Origin of the sequence: Roseomonas gilardii subsp. gilardii, assembly GCF_023078375.1 — a bacterium.
In the GTDB taxonomy this organism is placed as follows: Bacteria; Pseudomonadota; Alphaproteobacteria; order Acetobacterales; family Acetobacteraceae; genus Roseomonas; species Roseomonas gilardii.
In genome coordinates, this window is the sequence record NZ_CP095554.1 from 3,584,099 (window position 1) to 3,607,048 (window position 22,950).

At 71.5% G+C, this 22,950-nt stretch carries 16 protein-coding genes and 1 pseudogene; 5 read left to right on the forward strand and 12 right to left on the reverse strand.

What is annotated here, in order from left to right; translation table 11 throughout:
- Positions 1 to 74: 74 nt before the first annotated feature.
- Entirely contained in the window at positions 75 to 1,214 is a 1,140-nt protein-coding gene (locus MVG78_RS16525; protein WP_247553434.1) for a M20 family metallopeptidase, read from the forward strand.
- Positions 1,215 to 1,285: 71 nt separating this feature from the next.
- Here the strand turns inward: MVG78_RS16525 and MVG78_RS16530 are convergent, their stop codons facing one another.
- Positions 1,286 to 3,643, reverse strand: coding sequence for a xanthine dehydrogenase family protein molybdopterin-binding subunit (locus MVG78_RS16530; protein WP_247553436.1), 2,358 nt, complete (start codon positions 3,641 to 3,643; stop codon positions 1,286 to 1,288).
- Between the two features lie 196 nt (positions 3,644 to 3,839).
- Between MVG78_RS16530 and ggt the strand changes: the two genes are divergently transcribed.
- Positions 3,840 to 5,546, forward strand: coding sequence for a gamma-glutamyltransferase (gene ggt / locus MVG78_RS16535; protein ID WP_247553438.1), 1,707 nt, complete (start codon positions 3,840 to 3,842; stop codon positions 5,544 to 5,546).
- Between the two features lie 133 nt (positions 5,547 to 5,679).
- Positions 5,680 to 7,161, forward strand: a complete 1,482-nt coding sequence (locus MVG78_RS16540; RefSeq protein WP_247553440.1) for an amino acid permease — start codon at positions 5,680 to 5,682, stop codon at positions 7,159 to 7,161.
- A 3-nt stretch (positions 7,162 to 7,164) separates the two neighbouring features.
- Here the strand turns inward: MVG78_RS16540 and MVG78_RS16545 are convergent, their stop codons facing one another.
- The 7 genes and pseudogenes from MVG78_RS16545 to MVG78_RS16575 form a co-directional block, all read right to left on the reverse strand.
- Entirely contained in the window at positions 7,165 to 7,968 is an 804-nt protein-coding gene (locus MVG78_RS16545) for an RNA methyltransferase (RefSeq protein WP_247553442.1), read from the reverse strand.
- Positions 7,969 to 8,050: 82 nt separating this feature from the next.
- Entirely contained in the window at positions 8,051 to 8,422 is a 372-nt protein-coding gene (gene copM, locus MVG78_RS16550; RefSeq protein WP_247553443.1) for a CopM family metallochaperone, read from the reverse strand.
- Positions 8,423 to 8,695: 273 nt separating this feature from the next.
- Positions 8,696 to 10,125: pseudogene (gene cysS, locus MVG78_RS16555) on the reverse strand (cysteine--tRNA ligase).
- A gap of 10 nt (positions 10,126 to 10,135) precedes the next feature.
- Positions 10,136 to 11,464, reverse strand: coding sequence for a glutamate--tRNA ligase (gene gltX / locus MVG78_RS16560; protein WP_247553445.1), 1,329 nt, complete (start codon positions 11,462 to 11,464; stop codon positions 10,136 to 10,138).
- The gene (locus MVG78_RS16565) at positions 11,461 to 11,838 is read right to left on the reverse strand and encodes a hypothetical protein (protein ID WP_247553447.1); all 378 of its coding nucleotides are present in this window, start codon (positions 11,836 to 11,838) and stop codon (positions 11,461 to 11,463) included. The genes gltX and MVG78_RS16565 overlap by 4 nt, the downstream gene beginning before the upstream one ends.
- A 10-nt stretch (positions 11,839 to 11,848) precedes the next feature.
- Entirely contained in the window at positions 11,849 to 13,438 is a 1,590-nt protein-coding gene (locus MVG78_RS16570; protein WP_247553457.1) for a nitrilase-related carbon-nitrogen hydrolase, read from the reverse strand.
- A gap of 122 nt (positions 13,439 to 13,560) precedes the next feature.
- Entirely contained in the window at positions 13,561 to 14,559 is a 999-nt protein-coding gene (locus tag MVG78_RS16575; RefSeq protein WP_247553458.1) for a DMT family transporter, read from the reverse strand.
- A gap of 108 nt (positions 14,560 to 14,667) precedes the next feature.
- Here MVG78_RS16575 and MVG78_RS16580 point away from each other — a divergent pair, with 108 nt between their 5' ends.
- Positions 14,668 to 15,717 carry a 2OG-Fe(II) oxygenase family protein gene (locus MVG78_RS16580; protein ID WP_247553460.1) on the forward strand — a complete coding sequence of 350 codons (1,050 nt, stop codon included), beginning with the start codon at positions 14,668 to 14,670 and terminating at the stop codon, positions 15,715 to 15,717.
- 34 nt (positions 15,718 to 15,751) lie between these two features.
- On the opposite strand, the gene MVG78_RS16585 is transcribed toward MVG78_RS16580, so the two are convergent.
- Entirely contained in the window at positions 15,752 to 18,070 is a 2,319-nt protein-coding gene (locus MVG78_RS16585; protein WP_247553471.1) for a methyl-accepting chemotaxis protein, read from the reverse strand.
- A gap of 284 nt (positions 18,071 to 18,354) precedes the next feature.
- Between MVG78_RS16585 and MVG78_RS16590 the strand changes: the two genes are divergently transcribed.
- Positions 18,355 to 18,510: a hypothetical protein gene (locus tag MVG78_RS16590; protein ID WP_247553473.1), complete on the forward strand. Its 156-nt coding sequence runs from the start codon at positions 18,355 to 18,357 to the stop codon at positions 18,508 to 18,510.
- A gap of 55 nt (positions 18,511 to 18,565) precedes the next feature.
- Here MVG78_RS16590 and MVG78_RS16595 read toward each other — a convergent pair whose 3' ends face one another.
- The 3 genes from MVG78_RS16595 to gorA form a co-directional block, all read right to left on the reverse strand.
- Positions 18,566 to 19,765, reverse strand: a complete 1,200-nt coding sequence (locus MVG78_RS16595; RefSeq protein WP_428480682.1) for a beta/alpha barrel domain-containing protein — start codon at positions 19,763 to 19,765, stop codon at positions 18,566 to 18,568.
- 158 nt (positions 19,766 to 19,923) lie between these two features.
- A complete protein-coding gene (locus MVG78_RS16600) occupies positions 19,924 to 21,306 on the reverse strand; it encodes a class II 3-deoxy-7-phosphoheptulonate synthase (RefSeq protein WP_247553475.1) in 1,383 nt (460 codons plus the stop codon).
- Between the two features lie 113 nt (positions 21,307 to 21,419).
- A complete protein-coding gene (gorA, locus tag MVG78_RS16605; protein WP_247553477.1) occupies positions 21,420 to 22,814 on the reverse strand; it encodes a glutathione-disulfide reductase in 1,395 nt (464 codons plus the stop codon).
- Between the last annotated feature and the right edge of the window lie 136 nt (positions 22,815 to 22,950).

Genomic DNA, 22,950 nt, shown 5'->3' on the forward strand with positions numbered 1-22,950 from the left:
TTTCCAACCGGGGACCTGCCTCCGGGCGGGCGCCACGCCCCCCGGGACAGGCCGCCTTGCCGCGAGGAGCCTGCATGCCCGCCACCGAGCTCGGAACCAGCGAGAGACTGCTGGAGGAACTGCGCCTCTGGGTCGAAACGGAGACCCCGACCACCGATCCCGCCGCGGTGAACCGCCTGGTGGACCGTGCCGAGGCCGGGCTGCGCGAGGCCGGCGCCGCGCTGGAGCGCATCCCTGGCCGCGACGGCTATGGCGACAACCTGATCGCCCGCCTCCCCGGCCCGGCCGGCAGCAACCGCAAGCCCGTGGTGGTCTGCGTCCATCTCGACACGGTCTGGGACAACGGCACCCTCGCCTCCTCCATGCCCTTCCGTGTCGAGGGCGGCAAAGCCTATGGCCCCGGCATCTACGACATGAAGGCCGGCTCCTTCCTCGCCTTCCACGCGGTGCGGGAGATCCTGCGCCAGAAGGTGGCGACGCGGAGCCCGGTCACCCTGATCATGACGCCGGACGAGGAGGTCGGCTCCCCCACCTCCCGCGCCATCATCGAGCGCGAGGCGCGCGACGCCAGCGCGGTGCTGATCGCCGAGCCGGCGGGCGGGCCGCAGGGCGCCTGCGTCACCGCGCGCAAGGGCGTGGGCCGCTTCGAGGTCAAGATCCACGGCGTCTCCGCCCATGCCGGCGGCAACTGGAGCGAGGGGCGCAGCGCCGTGGTGGCGCTGTCCGAGCTGGTGCTGAAGGTGCATGGGCTGGTGGACCTGGAGCGCGGCGTGACCACCAATGTCGCCCCCATCTGGGGCGGCACCCGCCCGAATGTCGTCCCGCCCGAGGCCGGCTGCGAGATCGACCTGCGCGTCGCCAACGAGGCGGATGGCGTGGCGATGGAGCAGGCCATCCTGGCTCTCGCCGGGGAGAGGGACGGAATCCGCATCGAGATCAGCGGCGGCATGAACCGCCCGCCGATGGAGGAGACGGCGGAAACCCTGCGCCTCTACGAGGTCGCGCGCGACCTGGCGCGGCAGGCGGGCTACGACCTGCCGAAGCAGCACCGCGGCGGCGGGTCGGACGGCAACTTCACCGCCGCGCTCGGCATCCCGACCCTGGACGGGCTGGGCTGCACCGGCGCGGGCGCCCATGCGCCGCACGAGCATATCCTGTGGCGCGACCTCGCCGCGCGGGGGCAGGTGCTGGCGGGGCTGATCGAGACGCTCTGACCGGCATTACGCTATCGGTCCGGAGGAGAGGCAACCCCTCTCCCCCGGCGGATGGGCGAAAACGCCCCGTCTCAGCCCCGCGAGGCCCGCTGCAGCGCCATCCAGACCTTCTCCGGCGTGGCGGGCATGTCCACCGGCCCGGCCCCGGCGCTGCGCAGCGCATCGGCGAGGGCGTTCATCACCGCCGGCAGCGACCCGGCGCAGCCAGCCTCGCCACAGCCCTTGGCGCCGACCGGGTTGGTCCTGGCCGGGACGGGGCGGGAGGCGGTGAGGATCGGCGGCAGGTCCTCGGCGCGCGGCAGGGCATAGTCCATGAAGGAGGCGGACAGGATCTGCCCGCCCTCGTCATAGGAAACGCGCTCCATCAGTGCCTGGCCGATGCCCTGGGCGACGCCGCCATGCACCTGCCCCTGCACCATCATCGGGTTCACCTCGACACCGAAATCGCTGACGGCGAGGTAGCGCACGAGACGCACATGGCCCGTTTCCGGATCGACCTCGACCTCGGCGACGTGGCAGCCATTGGGATAGGCCATGGGCTTGTCCTCGGTGACATGTGTCACGTCGAGAGAGCGCAGATCCTCCGGCAGTTCCGGCGCGCTGCGCATGCGGGCGGCCAGTTCCAGGATGCCGATGCCGCGATCCGTGCCGGCGATGGCGAAGCGGCCATTCTCCGGATCGAACTCGATATCCGCGACGGCGGCTTCGAGGAGATGCGAGGCAGCCTCGCGGCCCTTCTCGATCACCTTCTCCGATGCCTCGATGATCGCGGTGCCGGAGGACATCATGGAGCGCGAGCCGCCGGTGCCGCCGCCATGCTTCAGCAGGTCGGAATCGCCCTGGATCAGCCGGATGCGGTCGAAGGGAATGCCGAGGCGGCTGCCGAGGAGCTGCGCGAAGGGCGTCCAGTGCCCCTGGCCATAGTCGAGCGTGCCAGTGATGATGGTGACACCGCCATCCTCCTCGAAGCGCACGCCGCCATGCTCCTTGCCGGCGGGGGCGGTGCATTCGAGGTAGTTGCCGAGGCCGCGCCCGCGCAGCATTCCGCGCGCGGCGCTGTCCTCGCGGCGCGCGGCGAAGCCGTCCCAGTCGGCCTTGCGCAGCGCCTCCTCCATCAGCGCGGTGAACTCGCCGCCGTCATACTGCGTGCCGGCGGCGGTGCTGTAGGGCATCTGCCCGGGCTGGATATGGTTGCGGCGGCGCAGTTCCAGCGGGTCGATGCCGATCTGCGCCGCGGCGGCCTCGACCAGCCGCTCCATGTAGTAGTTGCCCTCGGGCCGCCCGGCACCGCGATAGGCGCCGACCGGGCTGGTGTTGGTGAAGACCGACTTGGTGTCCACCTCGATCAGCGGCGTGGCGTAGTTGGACTGGACGTTCTTCACGAAGCCCATCGTGCCCATCAGCGGCCCGACGGTGGTGAGATAGGCGCCCATATTGGCGAAGGAGGTCAGCCGCACCGCCAGGAAATGCCCTTCCGCGTCCAGCGCCAGCTCCGCCACCGTCTCGTGGTCGCGCCCGTGCTGGTCGGAGACGAAGGAGCCGGAACGCTCATCCGTCCATTTCACCGGCCGGCCCAGCAGCTTCGCGCCGTGGAGCATGCCGGGATATTCCGGATAGACCGTGCCCTTCATGCCGAAGGAGCCGCCGACCTGCGTGGTCAGCACATGCACCTTCTCCACTGGCACCTTCAGGATGTCCTCGGCGATCTGGCGGCGCAGGCCGAAGACACCCTGGGAGCAGGCACGCAGCGTGTAGCGGCCGGTCGCCGGGTCGTATTCCGCGATGGCGGAGCGGGGCTCCATCGCCGCCACGACGATGCGGTTGTTGCGCAGCGACAGCCTCACCCGGTGTGCCGCCCCGGCGAAGGCGGCGGCAACCTTCTCCGCATCGCCGGAATGCCAGTCCAGCACGATATTGTTGGGCACGCCGTCATAGAGCTGCGGCGCGCCCGGCGCGGCGGCGGCGGCGGAGGCTTCCGTCACGGCGTCGAGCGGGTCGATGTCCAGCATCACCGCCTCCGCCGCGTCGCGCGCCTGCAGCGCGGTCTCGGCGATCACGATGGCCACCGGATCGCCGACATAGCGCACGCGGTCCATCGCCAGGGCCGGGCGGACCGGCGAGGAGAGCGGGCTGCCGTCGCGGTTCTTCAGCGGCATGGCGCATTTGATCGGGCCGTATTCCGCGAGGTCGGCGCCCGTGTAGATCGCCAGCACGCCGGGCATGGACTTCGCCTCGGCCGTGTCGATGCCGTTGATCACGCCATGGGCATAGGGGCTGCGCACCATCCAGGCATGGACCTGCCCCTCGGCCCGCAGGTCGTCCGTATAGCGTCCCTCCCCCCGCAGCAGCATCGGGTCCTCCCGCCGCGTGACCGGCTGGCCCACGGCGAAGCGCATGCGGGTGGGATCGGGCATGGTCGTATCGGGCATGGCGTGGCCTCCGGAAGCGGGCGGATCGGTATGCGGCCCAAATTGGGGCAAGGCAGATGAGGCGGGCCGTCGGTCCACTCAACAGGCGGGGGCCACCAGGGTTGAGAGGCAAAAACCAGGCCGGAACGGGGATTCCGGTCTTGGCTTGGCGGACGGCCGGGAGGATGGTGCGCCCGTTTCATCGCGAGGGGAAGTCATGGACGGCGGCTGGCGCGCTCGGGCGGGATCGCTCTTCACCACGCAGAAGGCCCCGGCCACCGGCAGCCGCGGCATGGTGGTGACCAACCACCCGCTGGGCTCCGCCGCCGCGGCCGAGATGCTGGCCGCCGGCGGGAACGCGGTGGATGCGGCCATCGCCGCCTTCTTCGCCCTTTCGGTGGTGGAGCCGATGATGACCGGGCCGCTGGGCGGCGGCCTCACCCATCTGCGCCTCGCCGACGGGCGTCACATCATCGTGGACGGGCTTTCCGCCGCGCCGCTGGCGGGGTCGGGGACGATGTACACCCCGGCCTCCGATGACCCGGCGCGGCGCATGGAGACGGTGGGCCGGGCCAACACGGTCGGCACCCTGGCCGCCGCCTCCCCGGGCGCGCTGCGGGCCTGGTGCGACATCCTGGCCCGCTACGGCACGCTGTCCCTCGCGGATGTGATGGAGCCGGCGATCCGCCATGCGAGCCGGGGCTTCGCCGTCACCACCTATCTCGCCGACTGCATCGCCGATGCCGCCGCCGACCTGGCGCTGGACCCGGAGATGGCGCGGGTCTTCCTGCCCGGCGGCACGCCGCTGCAGGCCGGGGCGCGGCTGGTCCAGGGCGACACGGCGGAGACGCTGCGCACCATCGCACAGGAGGGGCCGGACGCCTTCTACCGGGGGGCGCTGGGGCAGGTCGCCTGCGACTGGTTCGCCCGCAACGGCGGCATCCTGACGCGGGATGACCTCGCCAGCACCGCCCCGATCGAGCGCGAGCCGGTGCGCGGCACCTATCGCGGGCATGAGGTGGTCGGCCCCCCCGCCCCCTCCGCCGGCGGCATGCACATGGTACAGATGCTGAACTTCCTGGAGGGCTTCGATCTCCGCGCCCTGGGCTTCGGCACGGCGCCGACCCTGCACCGCATCGCCGAGGCGCTGAAGCTGGCCTTCGCCGACCGCGCCATGGTCACCGCCGACCCGGCCTTCGTGCGCATCCCGGTGGAGCGGCTGGTCTCCAGGGCCTATGCCGAGGAGCGCCGCGCGGAATTCGACCCGGGCCGCGCCCGCGACTGGGCGCCCGGCCTCGCGCCGCTGGCCGAGAGCGCCGACACCACCCATGTCACCACCGCCGATGCCACCGGCAATGTCGTGGCCATGACGCAGACCATCAACGGCCTCTTCGGCGCGCGGGTCCGCATCCCCGGGCTGGGGCTGATCCCCAACAACTACATGTGCAACTTCGATCCGCGCCCGGGCCTCGCCCAGTCCGTGGCGCCGGGCAAGCGCATCACCACCTCCATGGCGCCGACCATCGTACTGCGCGACGGAAGGCCGGTCTTCGCGCTGGGCCTGCCCGGGGGCCTCAAGATCTTCGGCTCGGCCATGCAGGCGGTGCTGAACATGATCGACCACGGCATGAGCCCGCAGGAGGCCGTGGAGGCGCCGCGCATCTGGACCCAGGGCCTGGCGCTGGAGGCCGAGGGCGGCATCACCCCCGCGGTGCGGGAGGAACTCGCCGCCATGGGCCACAAGGTCGCGGCGGTGCCGACCGTGGGCGGCGGCATGAACCTGATCGCCTTCGGAGAGCTCCCTGGGGAGGGTGGCATGATGACCGGCGCCGCCTGCTGGCGTGCCGACGGCACGCCCATCGGTGTGGCGGGTGGGCTCGCGAAGCCCGGCGTGCGCTTCGTGCTGGAACAGGCGCGGCGTTAGTCCTCCGTCCGGATCGCCCCTGGAAGGCGGTCCGGCCCCGCGGCGCGGCGGCCTTTCCCGTCAGCCCGCCGCAACCGTTCCATTGCACGCGGCATTACGGAACCGGTCCCACAAGGCAGGGAGCGGCAAGCCGATGGACAGGGCCGCCTATACCGCCCGCAAGAGCATTCCGGACATCATCGCCTCCGCCGATGGCGGCGAGGCGCCGCTGCGCAAGAGCCTCGGCCCGGTCAGCATCACCGCCATGGGCATCGGTGCCATCATCGGCGCCGGCATCTTCGTCCTGACCGGCACGGCGGCGGCACAGTATGCCGGGCCGGCGCTGATGCTGAGCTTCGTGCTCGGCGGCGTCGCCTGTGCCTTCGTCGGGCTCTGCTACGCCGAGCTCGCGGCGCTGATCCCCGTCAGCGGCAGTTCCTACACCTACACCTATGCGACGCTGGGGGAGCTGGCGGCCTGGATCATCGGCTGGGACCTGATCCTCGAATACGCCATGGGCGCGGCCACGGTGGCGGTGGGCTGGTCGGGCTATGTGGGCAGCCTGCTGGGCGGCTTCGGCCTGCATCTGCCGCCTGTGCTGACGCAGGCAACCGGCACCGTCGTGCATCTCGCCGATGGCGGAGAGGCACGCGCGCTGTTCAACCTGCCCGCCGCGCTGATCGTGCTGGCGCTGACCGCGATGCTGGTGCTGGGCACACGGGAATCCTCGCGGCTGAACAACATCATGGTCGCGGTGAAGCTGGCCATCGTGCTGACCTTCATCCTGGTCGGCGCGGCTTATGTCTCGCCGGCCCACTGGCACCCCTTCCTGCCCGCGAACACCGGGGAGTTCGGCCATTTCGGCTGGAGCGGCGTGCTGCGCGGCGCGGGCGTGGTGTTCTTCGCCTTCATCGGCTTCGACGCCATCTCCACCGCGGCGCAGGAGGCGAAGTCGCCCCAGCGCGACATGCCCATCGGCATCCTCGCCTCGCTGGCCATCTGCACATTGCTTTACGTGCTGGTGGCGGCGGTGCTCACCGGCCTCGTCCCCTATTCCCAGCTCAACGTCGCCGATCCCATCGCCAAGGGCGTCGATGCCATGGGCCTGGCCTGGCTGTCCGGCCTGATCAAGATCGGCGCCATCGCCGGGCTGACCACGGTGATCCTGGTCCTGCTCTATGGGCAGAGCCGGATCTTCCTCACCATCTCCCGCGACGGACTGCTGCCGCCGGTCTTCTCGCGCATCCACCGGCGGCGGCACACGCCCTGGATCAGCCAGATCGTGATCGGTTCCGCCGTCGCGCTGATCGCGGCGGTGCTGCCGATCGGTATCCTGGGGGAGATGGTGAGCATCGGCACGCTCTTCGCCTTCGTGATGGTCTGCGGTGCCGTGCTCTACCTCCGCCGCCACGCGCCGCGCATGGACCGGCCCTTCCGCGCGCCGGGCGTGCCCATCGTGCCGGTGCTGGGCATCGGCTTCAGCCTGCTGCTGATGGCCGGCCTGCCGCTCGACACCTGGCTGCGGCTGGTGGTGTGGATGGCGGCAGGACTGTTGATCTATGCCCTCTACGGGCGCCACCACTCCCTGCTGCGCCAGGAAGGCCGGGTGGCACCGGGGCGGCAGCCGGCGGAATGAGGGTCAGGCCGGCCCCTCATCCTCCTCCGGCCGCCCGCGCCGCATCCGGCCCCGCGACAGCTCGCTCACCACGCCATGCAGGGTCCGCAACTCCTGCTCCGTCACCTCGCCACGCTGGAACAGGTGGCGCAGGTTGCGGATCATCCCGGGGCGCTTCTGCACATTGCTGAGAAAGCCGCAGGCGTCCAGCTCCGAGGTCAGGCGCCCGAGGAAGCCTTCCAGCTCCTCCTTGGTGGCGATGCGTGTCTCGTTGGTCATCAACTGGCGCGGCGGCGTGGCCTCGGCCGCGGTCCACCACTCATAGGCCAGCACCATCACCGCCTGGGCGAGGTTCAGCGACATATGTGCCGGGTTCAACGGATAGCGGACCAGCGTGTCCGCCTGCGCCATGTCCTCGTTGTCCAGCCCGGCACGCTCCGGCCCGAACAGCACAGCCGCCCGCAGCCCGCGCCCGTTGATCTCGCGCAGGTCCTCGGCCGCCGCGCGCGCCGTGCGCACGGGGATGACCACGTGGCGCGGCCGGGGACAGGTGGCGAAGACGCGCTGGCAGTCCGCCACCGCCTCCGCCACCGTCGCATGCAGGGTGGCCGCGTCCAGGATGCGCCCGGCGCCGCTCGCCGTGGCCCAGGCGCGCTCCTGCGGCCAGCCGTCGCGCGGCGCGACGAGGCGCAGGTGGAACAGCCCGCCATTGGCCATGGCCCGCGCCACGGCGCCGATATTGTCCGCCAGTTGCGGCCGCACCAGCACCACGACCGGGCTCTCGCCCGGTGCCGGATGCAGGTCCGCGCCGCCATCCCGTCCCGTCATCCCCGTCTCCATCCCATGCCGCCGCGAAAGGCGCGTCCTTGCGTCGGACAGCAAGCGAGAGCAAGGGGCCGGGACGCGGGGCTCAGTTCAGCCGCTTGCGGATCGCCTCCAGCTCCCGGATCTCCCGCTCCTGCGCCGCGATCACGTCCTGGGCGATCTTCCTGATCTCCGGGTCCTTGCCGTATGTCAGCACGGTCCGGGCCATGTCGATGGCGCCCTGGTGATGCGGGATCATCCCGGCGATGAAATCCTTGTCGGCATCGCCCGTATAGGGGACGTCCATGGCCTTGTGCATCCGCTCCATGGCGGCGCGGTATTCCGCCGTGCTGGGGCTGGGCGTGGCCGGTGCCGCAGGGGCGGCCGGCGAGGCGCCATGGCCCGTATGGCCGGACATCTGCGCCATGGCCGGCACGGCGAGGGTCAGGCTTCCCAACAGCAGCAGCGCACGGAACATCTGGTTTCTCCTTCCCGGATTGCGGAGAAGCAGGGCTGCGGCCTTCCCCTTGCGGGAAGGCAAGGGCACCCCGCGCCTTTTCCGGACACGTTCGGCGGCGCGGGGCTGCGCATCGAGGCGATGGCCGAGCCTTCGGCCAGCGAGGAGCTGGCACGGCAGGTCCCGGCCGTCGCGGATAAGCGCGTGGTGCCGCTGTTCCTGCATGTACGGGTGCGGAAGGACTGAACCCGCGCCGGTGGGGCCCTCCCGCTCCAGGGGAAGGCCCGCCACGGGTCAGGCCCGGCGCCAGGTCGTGCCCTTCGGCCCGTCCTCCAGCACGATGCCCTTCGCCGCGAGGGCGTCGCGGATGCGGTCGGCCTCGGCCCAGTCGCGCGCCTTGCGGGCGGCGAGGCGCGCCGCGATGGCGGCCTCGATCTCCGCCGCCTCGCCATCCGCCCCCCCTGGCGCCAGCCCTGCGGGTCGCTGGCCAGCAGCCCCAGCACCCCGGCGGCCTCGCGCAGCGCCGCCGCCGCCGTGCCGGGCGCCGGCGCCTCGGACAGGCCGACACGGCCCAGCACCACGGTCGCGGAACCGCCCACGGCGCCGGTGTTGGCCAGCGTCCGCAGGTCACGCAGCCGGGCGAGCGCCAGCGGCGTGTTCAGGTCGTCCGCGAGCGGTTCCACGGCCCAGGCGGCGAGGCGCGCGGCCTGGTCCTCATCCACCTCGGCATCCGGAGGAATACGGGCCAGCAGGGCGTAGAAATCGTCCAGCTCCCGCTTCGCCTCCTCCAGCCGCTCCTGCGTGTAGTCGATCTCGGAGCGGTAATGGGTGCGCAGCAGCAGCAGCCGGAAGGCCTCCCCCGCCCAGGGCCCGTTGGCCAGGATGTCGCGCACGGTGAGGAAGTTGCCGAGCGACTTCGACATCTTCTCGCCATTCACCCGGAGCATGCCGTTGTGCATCCAGTAATGCGCGAAATGGCTGCCGGGGAAGGCGCAGCAGCTCTGCGCCACCTCGTTCTCATGGTGCGGGAAGAGCAGGTCCTGCCCACCGCCATGGATGTCGAACTCCTCGCCGAGATACTTCCACGACATGGCGGAGCATTCGATATGCCAGCCCGGGCGGCCGCGGCCCCAGGGGCTGTCCCAGCCCGGCGTCTCGTCGTCCGAGGGCTTCCACAGCACGAAGTCGCCCGGATCGCGCTTGTAGGGCGCGACCTCGACCCGGGCGCCGGCCAGCATCTCCTCCGGATCGCGGCCCGAAAGCCGGCCGTATTCGGCATAGGCCGCGACGGAGAAGAGCACATGCCCCTCCGCCGCATAGGCATAGCCATTGGCGATCAGCCGTTCGATGATCGCGATCATCTCGGGGATCGTCTCGGTCGCGCGCGGCTCGTGGTCCGGCGGTGCGCAGTTCAGCGCCGCCATGTCGGCGTGGAAATCCGCCGCCGTGCGCGCGGTGATCGCGGCGATCGGCTCGCCCGTCTCGCGGGAGCGCGCGTTGATCTTGTCGTCCACGTCCGTGATGTTGCGGACATAGGTGACGCGCGGGAACTCGCGGCGCAGGAAGCGCGTCAGCACGTCGAAGACGACGACCGGCCGCGCATTGCCGAGATGCGCGAGGTCATAGACCGTCGGGCCGCAGACATAGAGGCGGACGTTCTTCGGGTCGATCGGCGTGAAGTCGCGCTTGCGCCGCCGGGCACTGTCATGGAGCTGGATCTGCATCAATCGGTACTCATCCCGCCGAGGCGGTGAGCCGCTGCACGGCGCGGTCGCGCCCGATCAGCGGCAGAAGGGCCTTGAGGTCGGGCCCGTGTTCCTCGCCGGTCAGCGCCCGGCGCAGCGGCCAGAACAACAGGCGGCCCTTGCGCCCCGTGCGTCCCGCCAGTTCCGCCGTCCATCGCGACCAGGTGTCACCGTTCCAGGGCTCCTCGGGCAGGCAGGCCAGGGCGGCACGGAGAAAATCCGCCTCCTCGGGCTGCTCGGAGGGAAGGATATCCCCCTCCACCACGTCGAGCCAGTCCTTTGCTTCCCCCAGCGTGTCGAGATTGCCCCGGACGGCCAGCCAGAATTCCTCCGTGGCCTCCGGCGGCAGTCGGTCGCGTACCGTGGCGAAATCCAGCCCGTGCAGGTATTTCCGGTTCAGCGCCAGCATCTGCCGGGGGTCGAAGCGCGCGGCGGAGCGGGACAGCCCCTCCAGCGACCAGCCCGCCACCAGATCGGCCGGCATGGCGGGCACCGGGTCGCGCGGCGCGCCCAGCGCGGCGAGGTAGCCGGCCAGCGCCGCCGGCTCGATCCCATCGCGGCGGAACTGGCGCAGCGAGACGCTGTTCAGCCGCTTCGACAGCGGCGCGCCCTCGGCATCCACCAGCAGCGGCAGATGGGCGAAGCGGATCTCCCGCCCCATGCCCAGCGCGCCCATGATGTCGATCTGGATGCCGGTGTTGGTGACATGGTCCTCGCCCCGGATGACATGGGTGATCCCCGTCTCCAGGTCGTCCACCACCGAGGTGAAGGTGTAGAGGAAGGTACCGTCCGCCCGCACCAGAACCGGGTCGGAGAGCGCCGGCAACTTCACCCGCCGGTCGCCCAGTACCATGTCGCGCCAGTTCACCTCCCCACCCGAGAGCTTGAAGCGCCAGTAGGGCCGCTTGCCATTGGCCTCGGCCTTGGCGAGCTGCTCCGGCGTCATCCGCAGCGCGGCGCGGTCATAGACCGGCGCCTTGCCCTGGCGGCGGCGCTGCTCGCGCTTGAACTCCAGCTCCTCCTCGCTCTCCAGGCAGGGATAGAGCCGGCCCTGCGCCTTCAGCTTCTCAGCCGCTGCCTCGTAGCGGGCGGTGCGGTCGGACTGGCGCAGGAACTCGTCCCAGTCGAGGCCGAGCCAGCGCAGGTCCTCCTCGATCGCCCGGGCGTATTCGGGCTTGGAGCGTTCCGTGTCGGTGTCGTCGAGGCGCAAGAGGAACTGCCCGCCCTGGCGGCGCGCGAAAAGCCAGTTGGCCAGCGCGGCCCGGGCATTGCCGACATGGATGTAGCCCGTCGGGCTGGGGGCGAAGCGGACCTTCATGCCTCGTCCTCCCCCTCATCTTCCTCACCCAGCCGGCGCGGGTCGAGCACGCGCCAGTTGCGCTCCTCGGCATCGGCGGCGCGCGTCGCGGCGAAGCCCTTCACCTCGGCGCCGCTGCTCCAGCCCTCGCCCCCGGCACCCAGCACATCGGCATCCTCGCCGAAGGCGAACCAGGCGGCCAGGACCTCCTCCCCGCTCATGCCCGGGGCACGGCACCGCTCGATGGAATCCCGTACATAGCGGCGGGCGAAGGCATTGGCATGGGCCAGGCTCTCGAAGCCGCGGATCGTCTCCACCGGCTCGGCGCCATTGCCGCCGGACAGGTCGCGGATGCGGACGGCATAGCCGCCCTCGGGGGAAAACAGGTCGCTCATGCCGGAAGCATCATGGGTAGGGGGCAGTGAATCCATTGGTGATCGGGAGGCGCCGTGCCGGAGCGGCAGGGCCGATCCCCCAGCCCGGCGGCGAGGTCCGGCGCTTGTACCCGGCCTGCGCCATGAGACGCCAGACCCGCAGCACCGTGGCCCGGTCATGCCCGTCGCGCAACAGTGTCTCCAGGCTGCCTCCCTCCGGGCCCTCGCCCGACAGGGTGCGCAGGATCGGATCGAGCTGGTCGGCCGGTGGCAGGTCGGGCGGCAGGCCGGGGCGCGGCGTCTCGGTCGGGCGCTGCAACGCCTCGGTCAGCCAGCCGCGCTCCACGCTCAGGCGGCTCAGCACGGCGGCCTCGCTGTCATAGAGGCCCGAAAGCGGCGCATAGGCCCCCGGCCCGGCGCAGCCCAGCAGGGTGCGGGAGCGGGTGGCGGAGGAGAGCAGCAGCGCCCCGCGCGCCTCCGCCAGGGTCTCCAGCAGCAGGTGGCGCAGCCGGGGCGAGATGTCGAGATTCCGGACCTCCGCCCCCAGAACGGCATGGATCGCGCCGGTGGCGGAGCCGGTCGGCAGCGTGTCGGTGCCGATGCCCAGGCGCAGCGCGCATTCCGCCGCCCGCCGGCCGGAGCGGATGCCGAGCCCCGGCAGCAGCACCGCCCGAACATGAGCGGCCCCGACAGCCTCCACCCCCAGCAGGGCCGTCAGCGCCGCCGCCGGCGTGCCATCCAGCTCCAACAGGATCTCGCCATGGCCGTTCTTCTGCACATGGGCGCGCAGCCCGGTCAGCAGCGCCTCCCAGAGCAGTTCCGGCTCCCCGGGCCGTTCAGGCAGGGGCTGCGGCACCGCCTCCCAGCCCGCATCGCCGCGCCGCCATTCCGAAACGCGCAGGGTCTCGGCCAGGGCCGGCAGGCGCAGGGCCAGCCGATGATCGGCGTTCAGGACGAAGGAGGCGCCATCGAAGGCGATGCCGTCCTGCGCCCCGGCGAGATTGACCGAGAGCAGCGGCAGGCCCGTTTCCACCACCCGGGCCACGCCCCGGTCGATGCGCCGCTCCGCCTCGCCCGGCCGGAAGGGCTCGGCCTCCAGGGCCAGCAGGAGCTCGGCGCCGCTTTCCGACAGGGTCTCCGCCACGGCAGGCCCGGCGGAATCCGCCCCCACCATCACGCCGAGGCGCAGGCCGCGGAACACCATCGGCCCAGGGGCCGGGCCGGTCGCGAAGAGAGTGACGTCCTCCGCCAGCCCGGGCTGGCCGGGCTCATGCCGCGCCCGCCGCGCGCGGACCTGCCCGCCATCGAGGAGAAGGGCGGCGTCGTGGCAGCGCCCACCCTCCTGCCAGGGCGCGCCGAGCAGCAGGCCGGGCCCGCCATCGCCCGTGGCCTCGGCCAGATGCCGGACCCCCGCCTCGCAGGCCGCCAGCGCGGCCGGATCGCGCGCCAGATCCTCGGGCGGTGCCCCCAGCAGGGCCAGGCGCGGCACCACCAGCAGATCGGCCTCCTGCGCGGCGGCCTCGGCGCGAAGCGCCAGGATGCGGGCGGCGTTGCGCCCGATATCCCCCATCCAGGGATCGGTCTGGGCCATGGCGATGCGCAGGGAGGCGGATTCCGGCATGGCCGGAAGGCTAAAGCAGGGTCGCGCGCGGGGGAATTCACGGAAGGCGGAAAATCCCTGCAAAACAAAGTATTAATTGGTGATGTTCGGATGCACGGAAAAGCGTGCGCCCGGCCGTCCGCCTATCCTCGCGCCACCCGGCGCTTCCTGGGGCCCAGGACGCCCAGGATGATCCCGGCCGAGACCAGCGCCACCCCGGCCATGCCGCCCGGTTCCAGCACTTCCCCCAGCAGGGGCCAGGCGGCGATGGCGGCCAGGGCCGGCACGAAGGCGGTGATGGTCGTGGCGGTGGCCGCCCCCAACGCGTTCACCGCCCGCGTGTAGAGAAAACTCGCCATCACCGCCGCGATGATGCCCTGATAGGCGAACTGCCAAAGCACCGGCCCCCAGCCGATGGCGGGCAGGTTGCTCGGCAGGAACAGCCACCAGAGCGGCAGGAAGACCGGCGCCGGCAGCAGCGCCACGGACAGCACCGCCGTCAGCGCCGGCACGCGCCAGCGCCGCACCAGCAGCGTGTAGATGGACCAGAACACCCCCGCGAGGAGAAACAGCAGGTCGCCGCGCCAGGCGCCGGGATGCTCGCCCAGGGTCGCCCCGGCCAGGAACGCGATGCCGAGCGCCACCACCAACAGGGACAGCACGCGCTGCCGTGTCCAGCGCTCGCCCAGGAAAAGCACGGCCAGGGCGGTGGTGATGAAGGGCAGCGTGCCGATCAGCATCACCCCGGCATGCGAGGTCGGCGCGAAGGCGAAGCCGGCATAGACGGGCAGCGCGTAGCCGAAGCCGGCGCAGAAGGCGAGCGCCGCGCCCCGGGCCAGGGACAGGCGCGGCCAGCCCAGCCAGGCCACCACCGCGAGCCCTGCCAGCAGGCTGCCGGTGAAGCGCAGCGCCGCCATGTCGCCCGCGGTGAAGGCCTGCTTCGTCGAGAGCCGCCCGGACAGCAGGAAGCCCGACCAGCAGACCAGCACGCCCAGCATGCAGAACAGGCCCAGCCGCCGTTCCCGCGCCTCCACCGCCGCGTCGCGGGCCGCGCGTCCGGCCAGGCCGGCCTCCTCCGCCGGCGCGGGGCGGATGGTCGGCGGGTCGGGCCGCGGCAGGGGCTGGGTGGCGCAATCGGGCATGGCGGGCGAGACTGCGTCACGTCAGCATCGCTGTCCATTCCTGCACGGGCCGCCTCCCAGCCCGGAGCCCCTTGCCATCCCTGGCCGGGGCGCGGGACAAATCCGCGTATGAGCCAGACCCTGCCGCGCCTGAGCCCTGGGGATTTCGTCGCCTCGCTGACCCTGCCGGATGCGCAGGGCGGAGCCTGGGACGTGACGCACCAGTCCATCGCCCATCTGCACCGCATCCTGTTGCTGCCGCCCTTCCCGGAAGAGGCGGCGCTGCTGGAAGCGGAGCGCAAGGCCCGCGCCCTCGGCGCCATGCTCGTGCTGGTGGAGGCCGCGCCGCCGGACGGCATCCCGCGCGAGGAAGCGCTCTCCCGCGTCTTCGATCCGGAGCGGCAGCTCGCCGGCATGCTCGGCCTTGGGGCGAAGGGTGGCGCCGCGGTGCTGCTGGCGCGTGGCAAGATCGGCCATGTCGCCGCTGGCCCCGGGGCGCTGGAGGAGGTGCTCGACACGCTGGTACCGCCTGCCCCGCCAGTGCTGAGGGGCACTCCGGCCCCGGTGCTGATCATCCCCGATATCCTGGAACCGCCGCTGGTCTCGGCCCTGCTGCGGCACTGGCAGGCCGGGGAGAAGGTGAAGGACCGCGTGGCCAGCGCCGCCGGGGCCGCCAAGGCCGCCGCCAGCATCAAGCGGCGCGCGGATGTCGCGCTGGACGACCGGCAACTCTACGCCACCTTCGCCGAGCGCCTGAAGCGGCGCGTGCTGCCGGAGATGATGCGGGCCTTCCGCTTCCGCGCCGCGAGCTTCGAGCCGCCGCGCATCGGCTGCTATGATTCCGCGGAGGCCGGGGCCTTCGGCGCGCATCGCGACAACCGCACCCCCTTCACCCGCCACCGCCGCTTCGCGCTCAGCCTGAACCTCAACAGCCAGGGGATGGATTACGACGGCGGCACCCTCACCTTCCCCGAATTCGGCCCCGACCGGTACGCGCCGGAGGCCGGCGGCGGCGCGGTCTTCTGCTGCGACCTGCTGCATGAGGCACTGCCGGTCACGCGCGGCCGCCGCTTCGCGATCTTCACCTTCTTCACCGATGCCGAGGGCGCGCAGGCGGAGCAGGAGATGATCCGCCAGCGCGGCGCAGGCCAGGAAGGCGCTGTCCGGATGCAGGGCTGAGTCCCCCGGCCCGGCCCCGCACCCGGCCCCGCCATCACGCGGCCCGGATCGCCCCCAGGAAGCTGCCCGCCTGGGCGCGCAGGCTGGCCGCGCGCTCCGACAGGTCGCTGCTGGCGGCCATGATCTGCGCCGCCGCCGCGCCGGTCTGTTCCGCCGCGCCCTGCACCTGGCCGATGGCATCGGCCACCATGCCGCTGCCTTCCGCCATCTGCGCCGCCGAGCGGGCGATCTCACGCGTTGTGCTGCCCTGTTGCTCCACCGCCGCCGCGATGGCGGTGGCGATCTCGCTGGTGCGCTCCACCGTGCTGCCGATGCCCTGGATGGCGGACACCGCCTCGGCGGTCGCCGACTGCATCTGGCCGATCTGCGCGGTGATCTCCTCGGTAGCGCGGGCGGTCTGGGCGGCCAGGCCCTTCACCTCCCCGGCCACCACCGCGAAGCCCTTGCCCGCCTCGCCGGCCCGCGCCGCCTCGATCGTCGCGTTCAGCGCCAGCAGGTTGGTCTGCCCCGCGATGTCGGAGATCAGCCGCACCACGTCGCCGATGCGCCCGGCGCTCTCGCTCAGCGAACGCACGATGGAATCGGTGGACTGCACCTCGCTCACCGCCTGCCCCGCCACGCTCGCGGCCTCGCCGACACGGCGGGTGATCTCGCTGACGCTGGCGGCCATTTCCTCCGCCGCCGCCGCCACCGCCTGTACATCGGCGCTGGACTGGCGGGAGATATCGGCCACCTGCCGGGCGCGCTCCCCGGAATCCGCGGCGGAGGCGGACACCGCTTCCACCGCCTGCCGTAGCTCATCGGCACGGCTGGCCACGCCGTCCACCTGCCGGCCCACCTCCGCCTCGAAGACATCGGCCAACCGCGCCTGCTCCGTCACCAGGGCCCAGCTCAGCATCGGGCCGACATAGCCGCCGGCGGCATCGGTGATGGCCGTGGCGCTCAGGTCGAAGACCTCCCCGCCCAGCGTGATCCGGGTGCGGTGGGGCAGGCGCGACGGGTCGGACAGGATGGTGCGCGCGCCCTGCGGATGGGCATGGAAGATGTCGATGCTCCGGCCCTTCACCGCCTCCGGCGCGCAGGGCAGCACGCCGCGCAGCCGCTCCAGCAGCGCGGCCATGCCGGCGTTCACATAGGTGATGCGGAACTCGTCCCTCGGATCGGCGGTCATGATGCCGACCGGAAGCTGCTCGATCATCTGCCCCCGCGCGAAGGCCTCGCCCACCACTTCGCGCAGCCGTTCCAGCGCCTGGGCGATCGCCCCGATCTCGTCGCGCCGGCCGCGATCGGGCACGGGCTGCCGGACATCGCCGCCGGCGATGGCGGCGACCGCCCCGGCGAGGCGGCGCATCGGCGCCCCGATGGCCCGCGCATTGATCCAGCCCGAGACCGCCAGCAGCAGCGCCACGACGCCGCCCAGGATCAGCGGCAGCTTCCACAAACGCTGGATCGAGCCCGCCACCCCCGCATCCGCCTGGACCACGCGCGCCGCCAGCGTCTGGCCGGTGCTGTCGCCGATCTCCCGCAGGGCCTGGGCAGCGGGCTGGATCTTCTGGGCCATGATGCCCTCCAGCGCCTCGCCGGCACCCAGGATCTCCTCCGTCGCCGCGATCATCTCCCCCGCCAGGCGGCCCGCCTTCCGCACATCCTCCTTCAGCCGCTCCGCCATCGGCACGTTGACGGCCGATTGCAGATGGACCCTCTGCTGCGCGATGGCCGCGCGGATGCGGCGCGTCTGCTGGCCATCCTGCGTGATCAGGAAGCGCTGCAGCCCGAAGCGGATGTCGTTCACCGCATTCTGGAAGTTCGCCATCCGTTCGCGCAGTTCGGTGGCCGCGGAATTGCTGTCCGTATCGAACTCGATGGCGCTGAACACGCTTTCCATCGCCTGGTCGATCGCGTTGCTGGTGGGATAGAAGCGGTCGTCGCGGGCCTGCAACAGGCGCTGGCGGCTGCCGGCCATCTCATCCACCGCGCCGGCATAGGCCCGCAACAGCGCGGGCAGTTCCGCCAGCCTCCCCCGCAGCGCGTCCGGCACATCGCGCAGCAGGCCCTCTCCCCGCTCCTCCGCCTGCCGCAGCTGGTTTCGCGCCCGGTCCCTGACATCCCGCACGGCTTCCCCCGTCTGCGCCGCACGCAGGGTGAGGGCCAGGGCCGGAACCTCCTGGACCGTGTCGGACAGGTCGTTGAGGCGCAGCGCCGTCCTGCTGGCCTGCGAGAACTCCTCCGCCTGATGGCTGATGCTGCCCGCTTCCTGCCAGATCACGGCCGGCAGCGTCCCGAGCAGAAGCAGCGTCAGCCCGGCCGAGACGGCCAGTTTCCGCCCCACGGAGAGATCACGATACAGGCGCATCCAAACCCCCAGCACTCAAATGCGGGAAGGATGGAGTGGAAAGGTGAAATGCCGGTGAATGCCGGAAGGTGCCTGTGCCACGGAATTCCGGCGCCAAGGATCAGGTGATGCATCGGAAGTATCAAATTCCGTACTCTTTCTCATTGCGCGAACCGATGGCAAAGTTCGGGAGCAAGAGAGCGCCTTTCGCCACAGCCTGGGGGACATGCAGCGTGCTGGAGGAATGGAAACAGCGGTTTCGCCTGTGGTCGCGTCAGGTCGGGAGACCCGGGACGGCGCAGAACATGCAGGCGCTGCTCGCCGCCCAGACCGGGGCGAAGACGGCCCTCGGCATGATCGTGGTCGCGCTGACGGTCCTGACCGTCAGGCTGATGGAGGATGCCTGCCGGCATTTCGGACTGGACATCCTCGACGCCACCAGGGGATTTCCGTTCTTCTGACCCGGGAAGCCCAGGGGTCCCACCACTGCGGGAGCCCCGGGAACGGCGCCCGGGATCAGCCGGGCCTGCCGCCGCGCAGCAGGAACTCGCGCCCGACCTTGACCCGCGGCACGCCGTCATAGGCCACGATATCCGCCGTCGCGTAGGTCTCGCTCCAGCGGTCGGGGATGAAGGAGCCGGTGCCGACGACATCGAGCGGTGCCCTGGCCTCCGCCATCACGCGGCACTTGGCGACGGAGAAGCCGGAGGAGACGATGATCCGCACCTTCGGGAAGCCCGCCTCGTCCAGCGCCTCCCGCATCCGCCAGATGGCGGCGGCGGAGACGCCGGTGCCGACCAGGAAGCGCAGCTCCTCCTCGGTGCGGTAGCGGCGGATGGCACCGGGCATGTTGCGCTCCAGCACCGCATAGGATTCGCCGGGGTCCAGCGTTTCCAGATAGCGGCCGCCATGCGTGTCCAGCCGCACCGAGATCCGGCCCGCCGCGGCGAGGTCCGGGAAGCGGCGGCAGACCGCCAGCCCGTCCGTGATCTCCCGCCCGAAATAGTCGGTGAGCACGGTGAGGTCGTCGTCCGGATAGGTCTCGCGGAACATCTCCGCGGCACGCAGGGTGGAGCCGGCATAGCCGATCAGCGCATGCGGCATCGTGCCCAGCCCGGCCCCGGTGCCGAACCAGTGCGCGGTGACGTTGCTGGCATTGCCGACGAAGCCGCGCGCGCCTTCCTTCCGGGCGGCATTGCCGCCGGTGGCGGCGGCATAGGCCATCATCTCCTGCATGTCGGCACCGGCGCAGTGCCGCGCATCCATGGCCAGGAAGGGGGTCTTCGGCAGTTCCAGGCACATCTGGTAGGCGTTGTGGGCGGCGACGCAGGGCGGCCCCACCTGCTGCAGCAGCAGCGTTTCCAGATCCACCAGCCCCACGAAGGAGCCGGTGACGTAGATCAGCGGATCGCCGGCGCCGACCCAGCTTCCCTCGGGGTGCATCAGATCGATCTGCACCTCCAGCCCGCGCTCCGCCGTCACCCGCCGCAGCCATTCCAGCGCGAGGCGCGGCGCGGAGATCACCGGCCGGCGCAGGAAGACGGCATAGGTGACGCGGCAATCGCCATGCGCCGACACGATCGCCTTGGTGCGGTTGAAGTAGCTGTCGGTGCGGGCGGTGATCTCCGCCTCCAGCGCCGCCCTGCCCCGCGCCCCGGCTTCCTGTGACCCGGCGTCCTGCGCCCTGGGGGTTGGGTCCGCAGCGGGATCCGCCATTCCCTTTTCCTTCCCTCGATCCATCGGCCCGCGCGTGCCCCCCGGGTGAGGCGCGGCACGGCGTCCTGGCTGTGGCAGGCCGACTGTGGCACGCCAACGGGCGGCCACCCATGCCGCCGGGGCGATGCAGCTCCGCACCGCCCCGCCGGGAACGGGGGCTACTGCGCGGCCTGGAGCGGCAGGCTGCTCGTGCCTGGCCGGCGGGCCTTGAGCTCCTCGGCCACCAGGAAGGCCAGCTCCAGCGACTGCTCCGCGTTCAGGCGCGGGTCGCAGGCCGTGGCATAGGAGCGCGACAGGTCCGCCTCGGTCAGCCGGTGCGCGCCGCCCAGGCATTCCGTCACGTCGGCGCCCGTCATCTCCACATGCACGCCGCCGGGCCAGGTGCCCTCGGCCTGGTGCACGTCGAAGAAGCTCCGCACCTCCCGCAGGATGGCGTCGAAGGAGCGGGTCTTGTAGCCGCCGGCCGGCACGGTGTTGCCGTGCATCGGGTCGGTGATCCAGGTGACCTTGCGTCCCTCGGCCTTGATGGCGCGCAGCAGCGGCGGCAGGTGCTGCTCCACCTTGCCGGCGCCCATGCGGGTGATCAGCGTCAGCCGTCCCGGCACGTTGCGCGGGTTCAGCCGCTCGGTGAGGCGCAGCAGGTCCTCCACCGAGGTGGTCGGCCCGACCTTGAACCCGATCGGATTGGCGACGCCGCTCAGGAACTCGACATGCGCTCCGTCCGGCTGCCGCGTGCGGTCGCCGATCCAGAGGAAATGCGCCGAGCAGGCATAGTGCCGGCGCGGATGCGTCGAGGGCTCGCGCGTCAGCGCCTGCTCGTAGCCGAGCAGCAGCGCCTCGTGCGAGGTGTAGAATTCCGTCTCATGGAGCTGCGGCGCGTTCTCCATGCCGCAAGCCTTCATGAAGCGCAGCGTCTCGTCGATGCGCGCCGCGAGGTCCTGGTAGCGTTCTGCCAGCGGGGAGCGCGCCACGAAGCCCAGGTTCCAGCGATGCACCTGGTTCAGATCGGCGAAGCCGCCGGTGGCGAAGGCGCGCAGCAGGTTCAGCGTGGCCGCCGATTGCAGATAGGCGAATTCCATGCGTGACGGATCGGGCACCCGGGCGGCGGCGGTGAATTCGGGCCCGTTGACGATGTCCCCGCGATAGGAGGGCAGCGTCTCGCCATTGCGCGTCTCCGTGTCGGAGGAGCGCGGCTTGGCGAACTGACCGGCCATGCGGCCCAGCTTCACCACCGGCAGGGAGGCGCCGAAGGTCAGCACCACCGCCATCTGCAACAGCACCTTGAACGTGTCGCGGATGTTGTCGGCCCGGAAATCCGCGAAGGACTCCGCGCAGTCGCCGCCCTGGAGGACGAAGGCGCGGCCTTCCGCCGCATCGGCGAGGCGGGCGGTCAGGCGGTCGGCCTCCCCGGCAAAGACCAGCGGTGGAAAGGAGGCGAGCTTCGCCTCCGCGGCCGCGAGGGCGTTGCTGTCGGGGTAGTCGGGCACCTGGCGGATCGGCATGTCGCGCCAGGATCCGGGGTGCCAGTCCTTGCTGGTCATCGTTGTGGCGCTTCCGTTTTCGGGGGCGGGACCATAGCTGTGGTTCCGCCCCCAGGGAAAGCCCCCAGGGAAAGCCCCCAGGGAAAACCCCTCGGGTAAACCCCAGCCGGGGGTCAGGCCTCCTCCCGGCCTGCCTCATCCTCCATATCTCCCGCGCGCCGGGCGGGGGAGCGGAGGGTGACGAACTCCTCGGCGGCGGTCGGGTGGATGCCGATGGTGGCGTCGAGCTGCGCCTTGGTCAGCCCGTTCACCACCGCCACGGCGAAGCCCTGCAGGATCTCCGGCGCGTCCTCCCCCAGCATATGGATGCCGAGCAGGCGGTCGGTCCTCGCATCCACCACCACCTTCATCAGGCTGCGCCGCCCTTCCCGCTTGCTGATGGTGTGGCGCATCGGGGTGAAGCGGGTCAGGTAGATGTCGGTCGGCCCCCGGGCCGCGGCCTCCTCCTCCGTCAGTCCGACGCTGCCGATCGGCGGCGAGGAGAAGACGGCCTTGGGCACGTTGTCATAGGAGGCCCGGCGCGGCCTGCCGCCGAACAGCGTGTCGGCCAGGGCATGGCCCACCGCCGTCGCCATGGGGGTCAGGTTCAGCCGGTCCGTGACATCGCCCAGGGCATAGATATGCGGAACGCTGGTGGCGTGGTCCTCGTCCACCACCACGGCGCCGCGCGCATCGACCGCCACCCCGGCCTCCTCCAGCCCCAGGCCCTGGGTCGCCGGCTCGCGCCCCACCGCCACCAGCACGGCATCGGCCTCCAGCACCCGGCCGGAGGCGAGCTCGACGATCCGCCCGTCGCCCGCCGCGCCGAAGCCGGTGATGGTCTCGCCCGGGTTGATCTTGATCCCCTGGGCGGTCAGCGCCTCGGCCAGCCCTTCGCGCAGTTCCTGGTCGAAGCCGCGCAGGGGCCATTTCTGGCGGTAGGTCAGCACCACCTCCGAGCCCAGCGCATGCAGCAGCCCGGCGAATTCCACGCCGATATAGCCGCCGCCGACGATGATGATCTTCTCCGGCCGCTTCTCCAGCGTGAAGAGGTCATCGGAGATCATCACGCAGTCGATGCCCGGCAGGTCCGGCCGGATCGGGCGGCCGCCCACGGCGATGACGATGCGCTCCGCCGTCACCCGCTCCTCGCCGACCTGCAGGGTGTGCTCGTCCAGGAAGCGGGCATGGGCCTCGAAGACCCGGGCGCCGTTGCCCTCCAGCAGCCGGCGGTAGATGCCGTTGAGGCGCGCGACCTCCTTGTCCCGCGCCGCCTTCAGCACCGACCAGTCATGGCCGCGGTTCTCGATGTCCCAGCCGAAGGCTGCGGCATCCGCCGCCCACTGCCCGTATTCGGCGGCCTGCACCATGATCTTCTTGGGCACGCAGCCGACATTGACGCAGGTGCCGCCCCAGAAGCGGCTCTCCGCGATACCCACCCGCGCGCCATGGCCGGCGGCGATCCGGGCGCAGCGCACGCCGGCGCTGCCGCCGCCGATCACGAAGAGGTCGAAGTCGTAGGAGGGCATCCGGAATCCTTGGCTACGGGGGGCGTCTCTGTTCCGGCGCCCTAGGTCGGGCCTTCCGGTGCCCAGGGCAAGACCCAGGGGCAAGACCCGGGGGCAAGGTCCCAGGGCAAGGCCCGGCGTCCGGGCCGCGCCGCGG

What these genes read in the sequence shown, in the direction of transcription:
- MVG78_RS16525 (WP_247553434.1), top strand. Translation starts at nt 75, where the DNA reads ATGCCCGCCACCGAGCTCGGAACCAGCGAGAGACTGCTGGAGGAACTG.
- MVG78_RS16530 (WP_247553436.1), bottom strand. Translation starts at nt 3,643, where the DNA reads ATGCCCGATACGACCATGCCCGATCCCACCCGCATGCGCTTCGCCGTG.
- ggt (WP_247553438.1), top strand. Translation starts at nt 3,840, where the DNA reads ATGGACGGCGGCTGGCGCGCTCGGGCGGGATCGCTCTTCACCACGCAG.
- MVG78_RS16540 (WP_247553440.1), top strand. Translation starts at nt 5,680, where the DNA reads ATGGACAGGGCCGCCTATACCGCCCGCAAGAGCATTCCGGACATCATC.
- MVG78_RS16545 (WP_247553442.1), bottom strand. Translation starts at nt 7,968, where the DNA reads ATGACGGGACGGGATGGCGGCGCGGACCTGCATCCGGCACCGGGCGAG.
- copM (WP_247553443.1), bottom strand. Translation starts at nt 8,422, where the DNA reads ATGTTCCGTGCGCTGCTGCTGTTGGGAAGCCTGACCCTCGCCGTGCCG.
- gltX (WP_247553445.1), bottom strand. Translation starts at nt 11,464, where the DNA reads ATGAAGGTCCGCTTCGCCCCCAGCCCGACGGGCTACATCCATGTCGGC.
- MVG78_RS16565 (WP_247553447.1), bottom strand. Translation starts at nt 11,838, where the DNA reads ATGAGCGACCTGTTTTCCCCCGAGGGCGGCTATGCCGTCCGCATCCGC.
- MVG78_RS16570 (WP_247553457.1), bottom strand. Translation starts at nt 13,438, where the DNA reads ATGCCGGAATCCGCCTCCCTGCGCATCGCCATGGCCCAGACCGATCCC.
- MVG78_RS16575 (WP_247553458.1), bottom strand. Translation starts at nt 14,559, where the DNA reads ATGCCCGATTGCGCCACCCAGCCCCTGCCGCGGCCCGACCCGCCGACC.
- MVG78_RS16580 (WP_247553460.1), top strand. Translation starts at nt 14,668, where the DNA reads ATGAGCCAGACCCTGCCGCGCCTGAGCCCTGGGGATTTCGTCGCCTCG.
- MVG78_RS16585 (WP_247553471.1), bottom strand. Translation starts at nt 18,070, where the DNA reads ATGCGCCTGTATCGTGATCTCTCCGTGGGGCGGAAACTGGCCGTCTCG.
- MVG78_RS16590 (WP_247553473.1), top strand. Translation starts at nt 18,355, where the DNA reads ATGCAGGCGCTGCTCGCCGCCCAGACCGGGGCGAAGACGGCCCTCGGC.
- MVG78_RS16595 (WP_428480682.1), bottom strand. Translation starts at nt 19,765, where the DNA reads ATGGCGGATCCCGCTGCGGACCCAACCCCCAGGGCGCAGGACGCCGGG.
- MVG78_RS16600 (WP_247553475.1), bottom strand. Translation starts at nt 21,306, where the DNA reads ATGACCAGCAAGGACTGGCACCCCGGATCCTGGCGCGACATGCCGATC.
- gorA (WP_247553477.1), bottom strand. Translation starts at nt 22,814, where the DNA reads ATGCCCTCCTACGACTTCGACCTCTTCGTGATCGGCGGCGGCAGCGCC.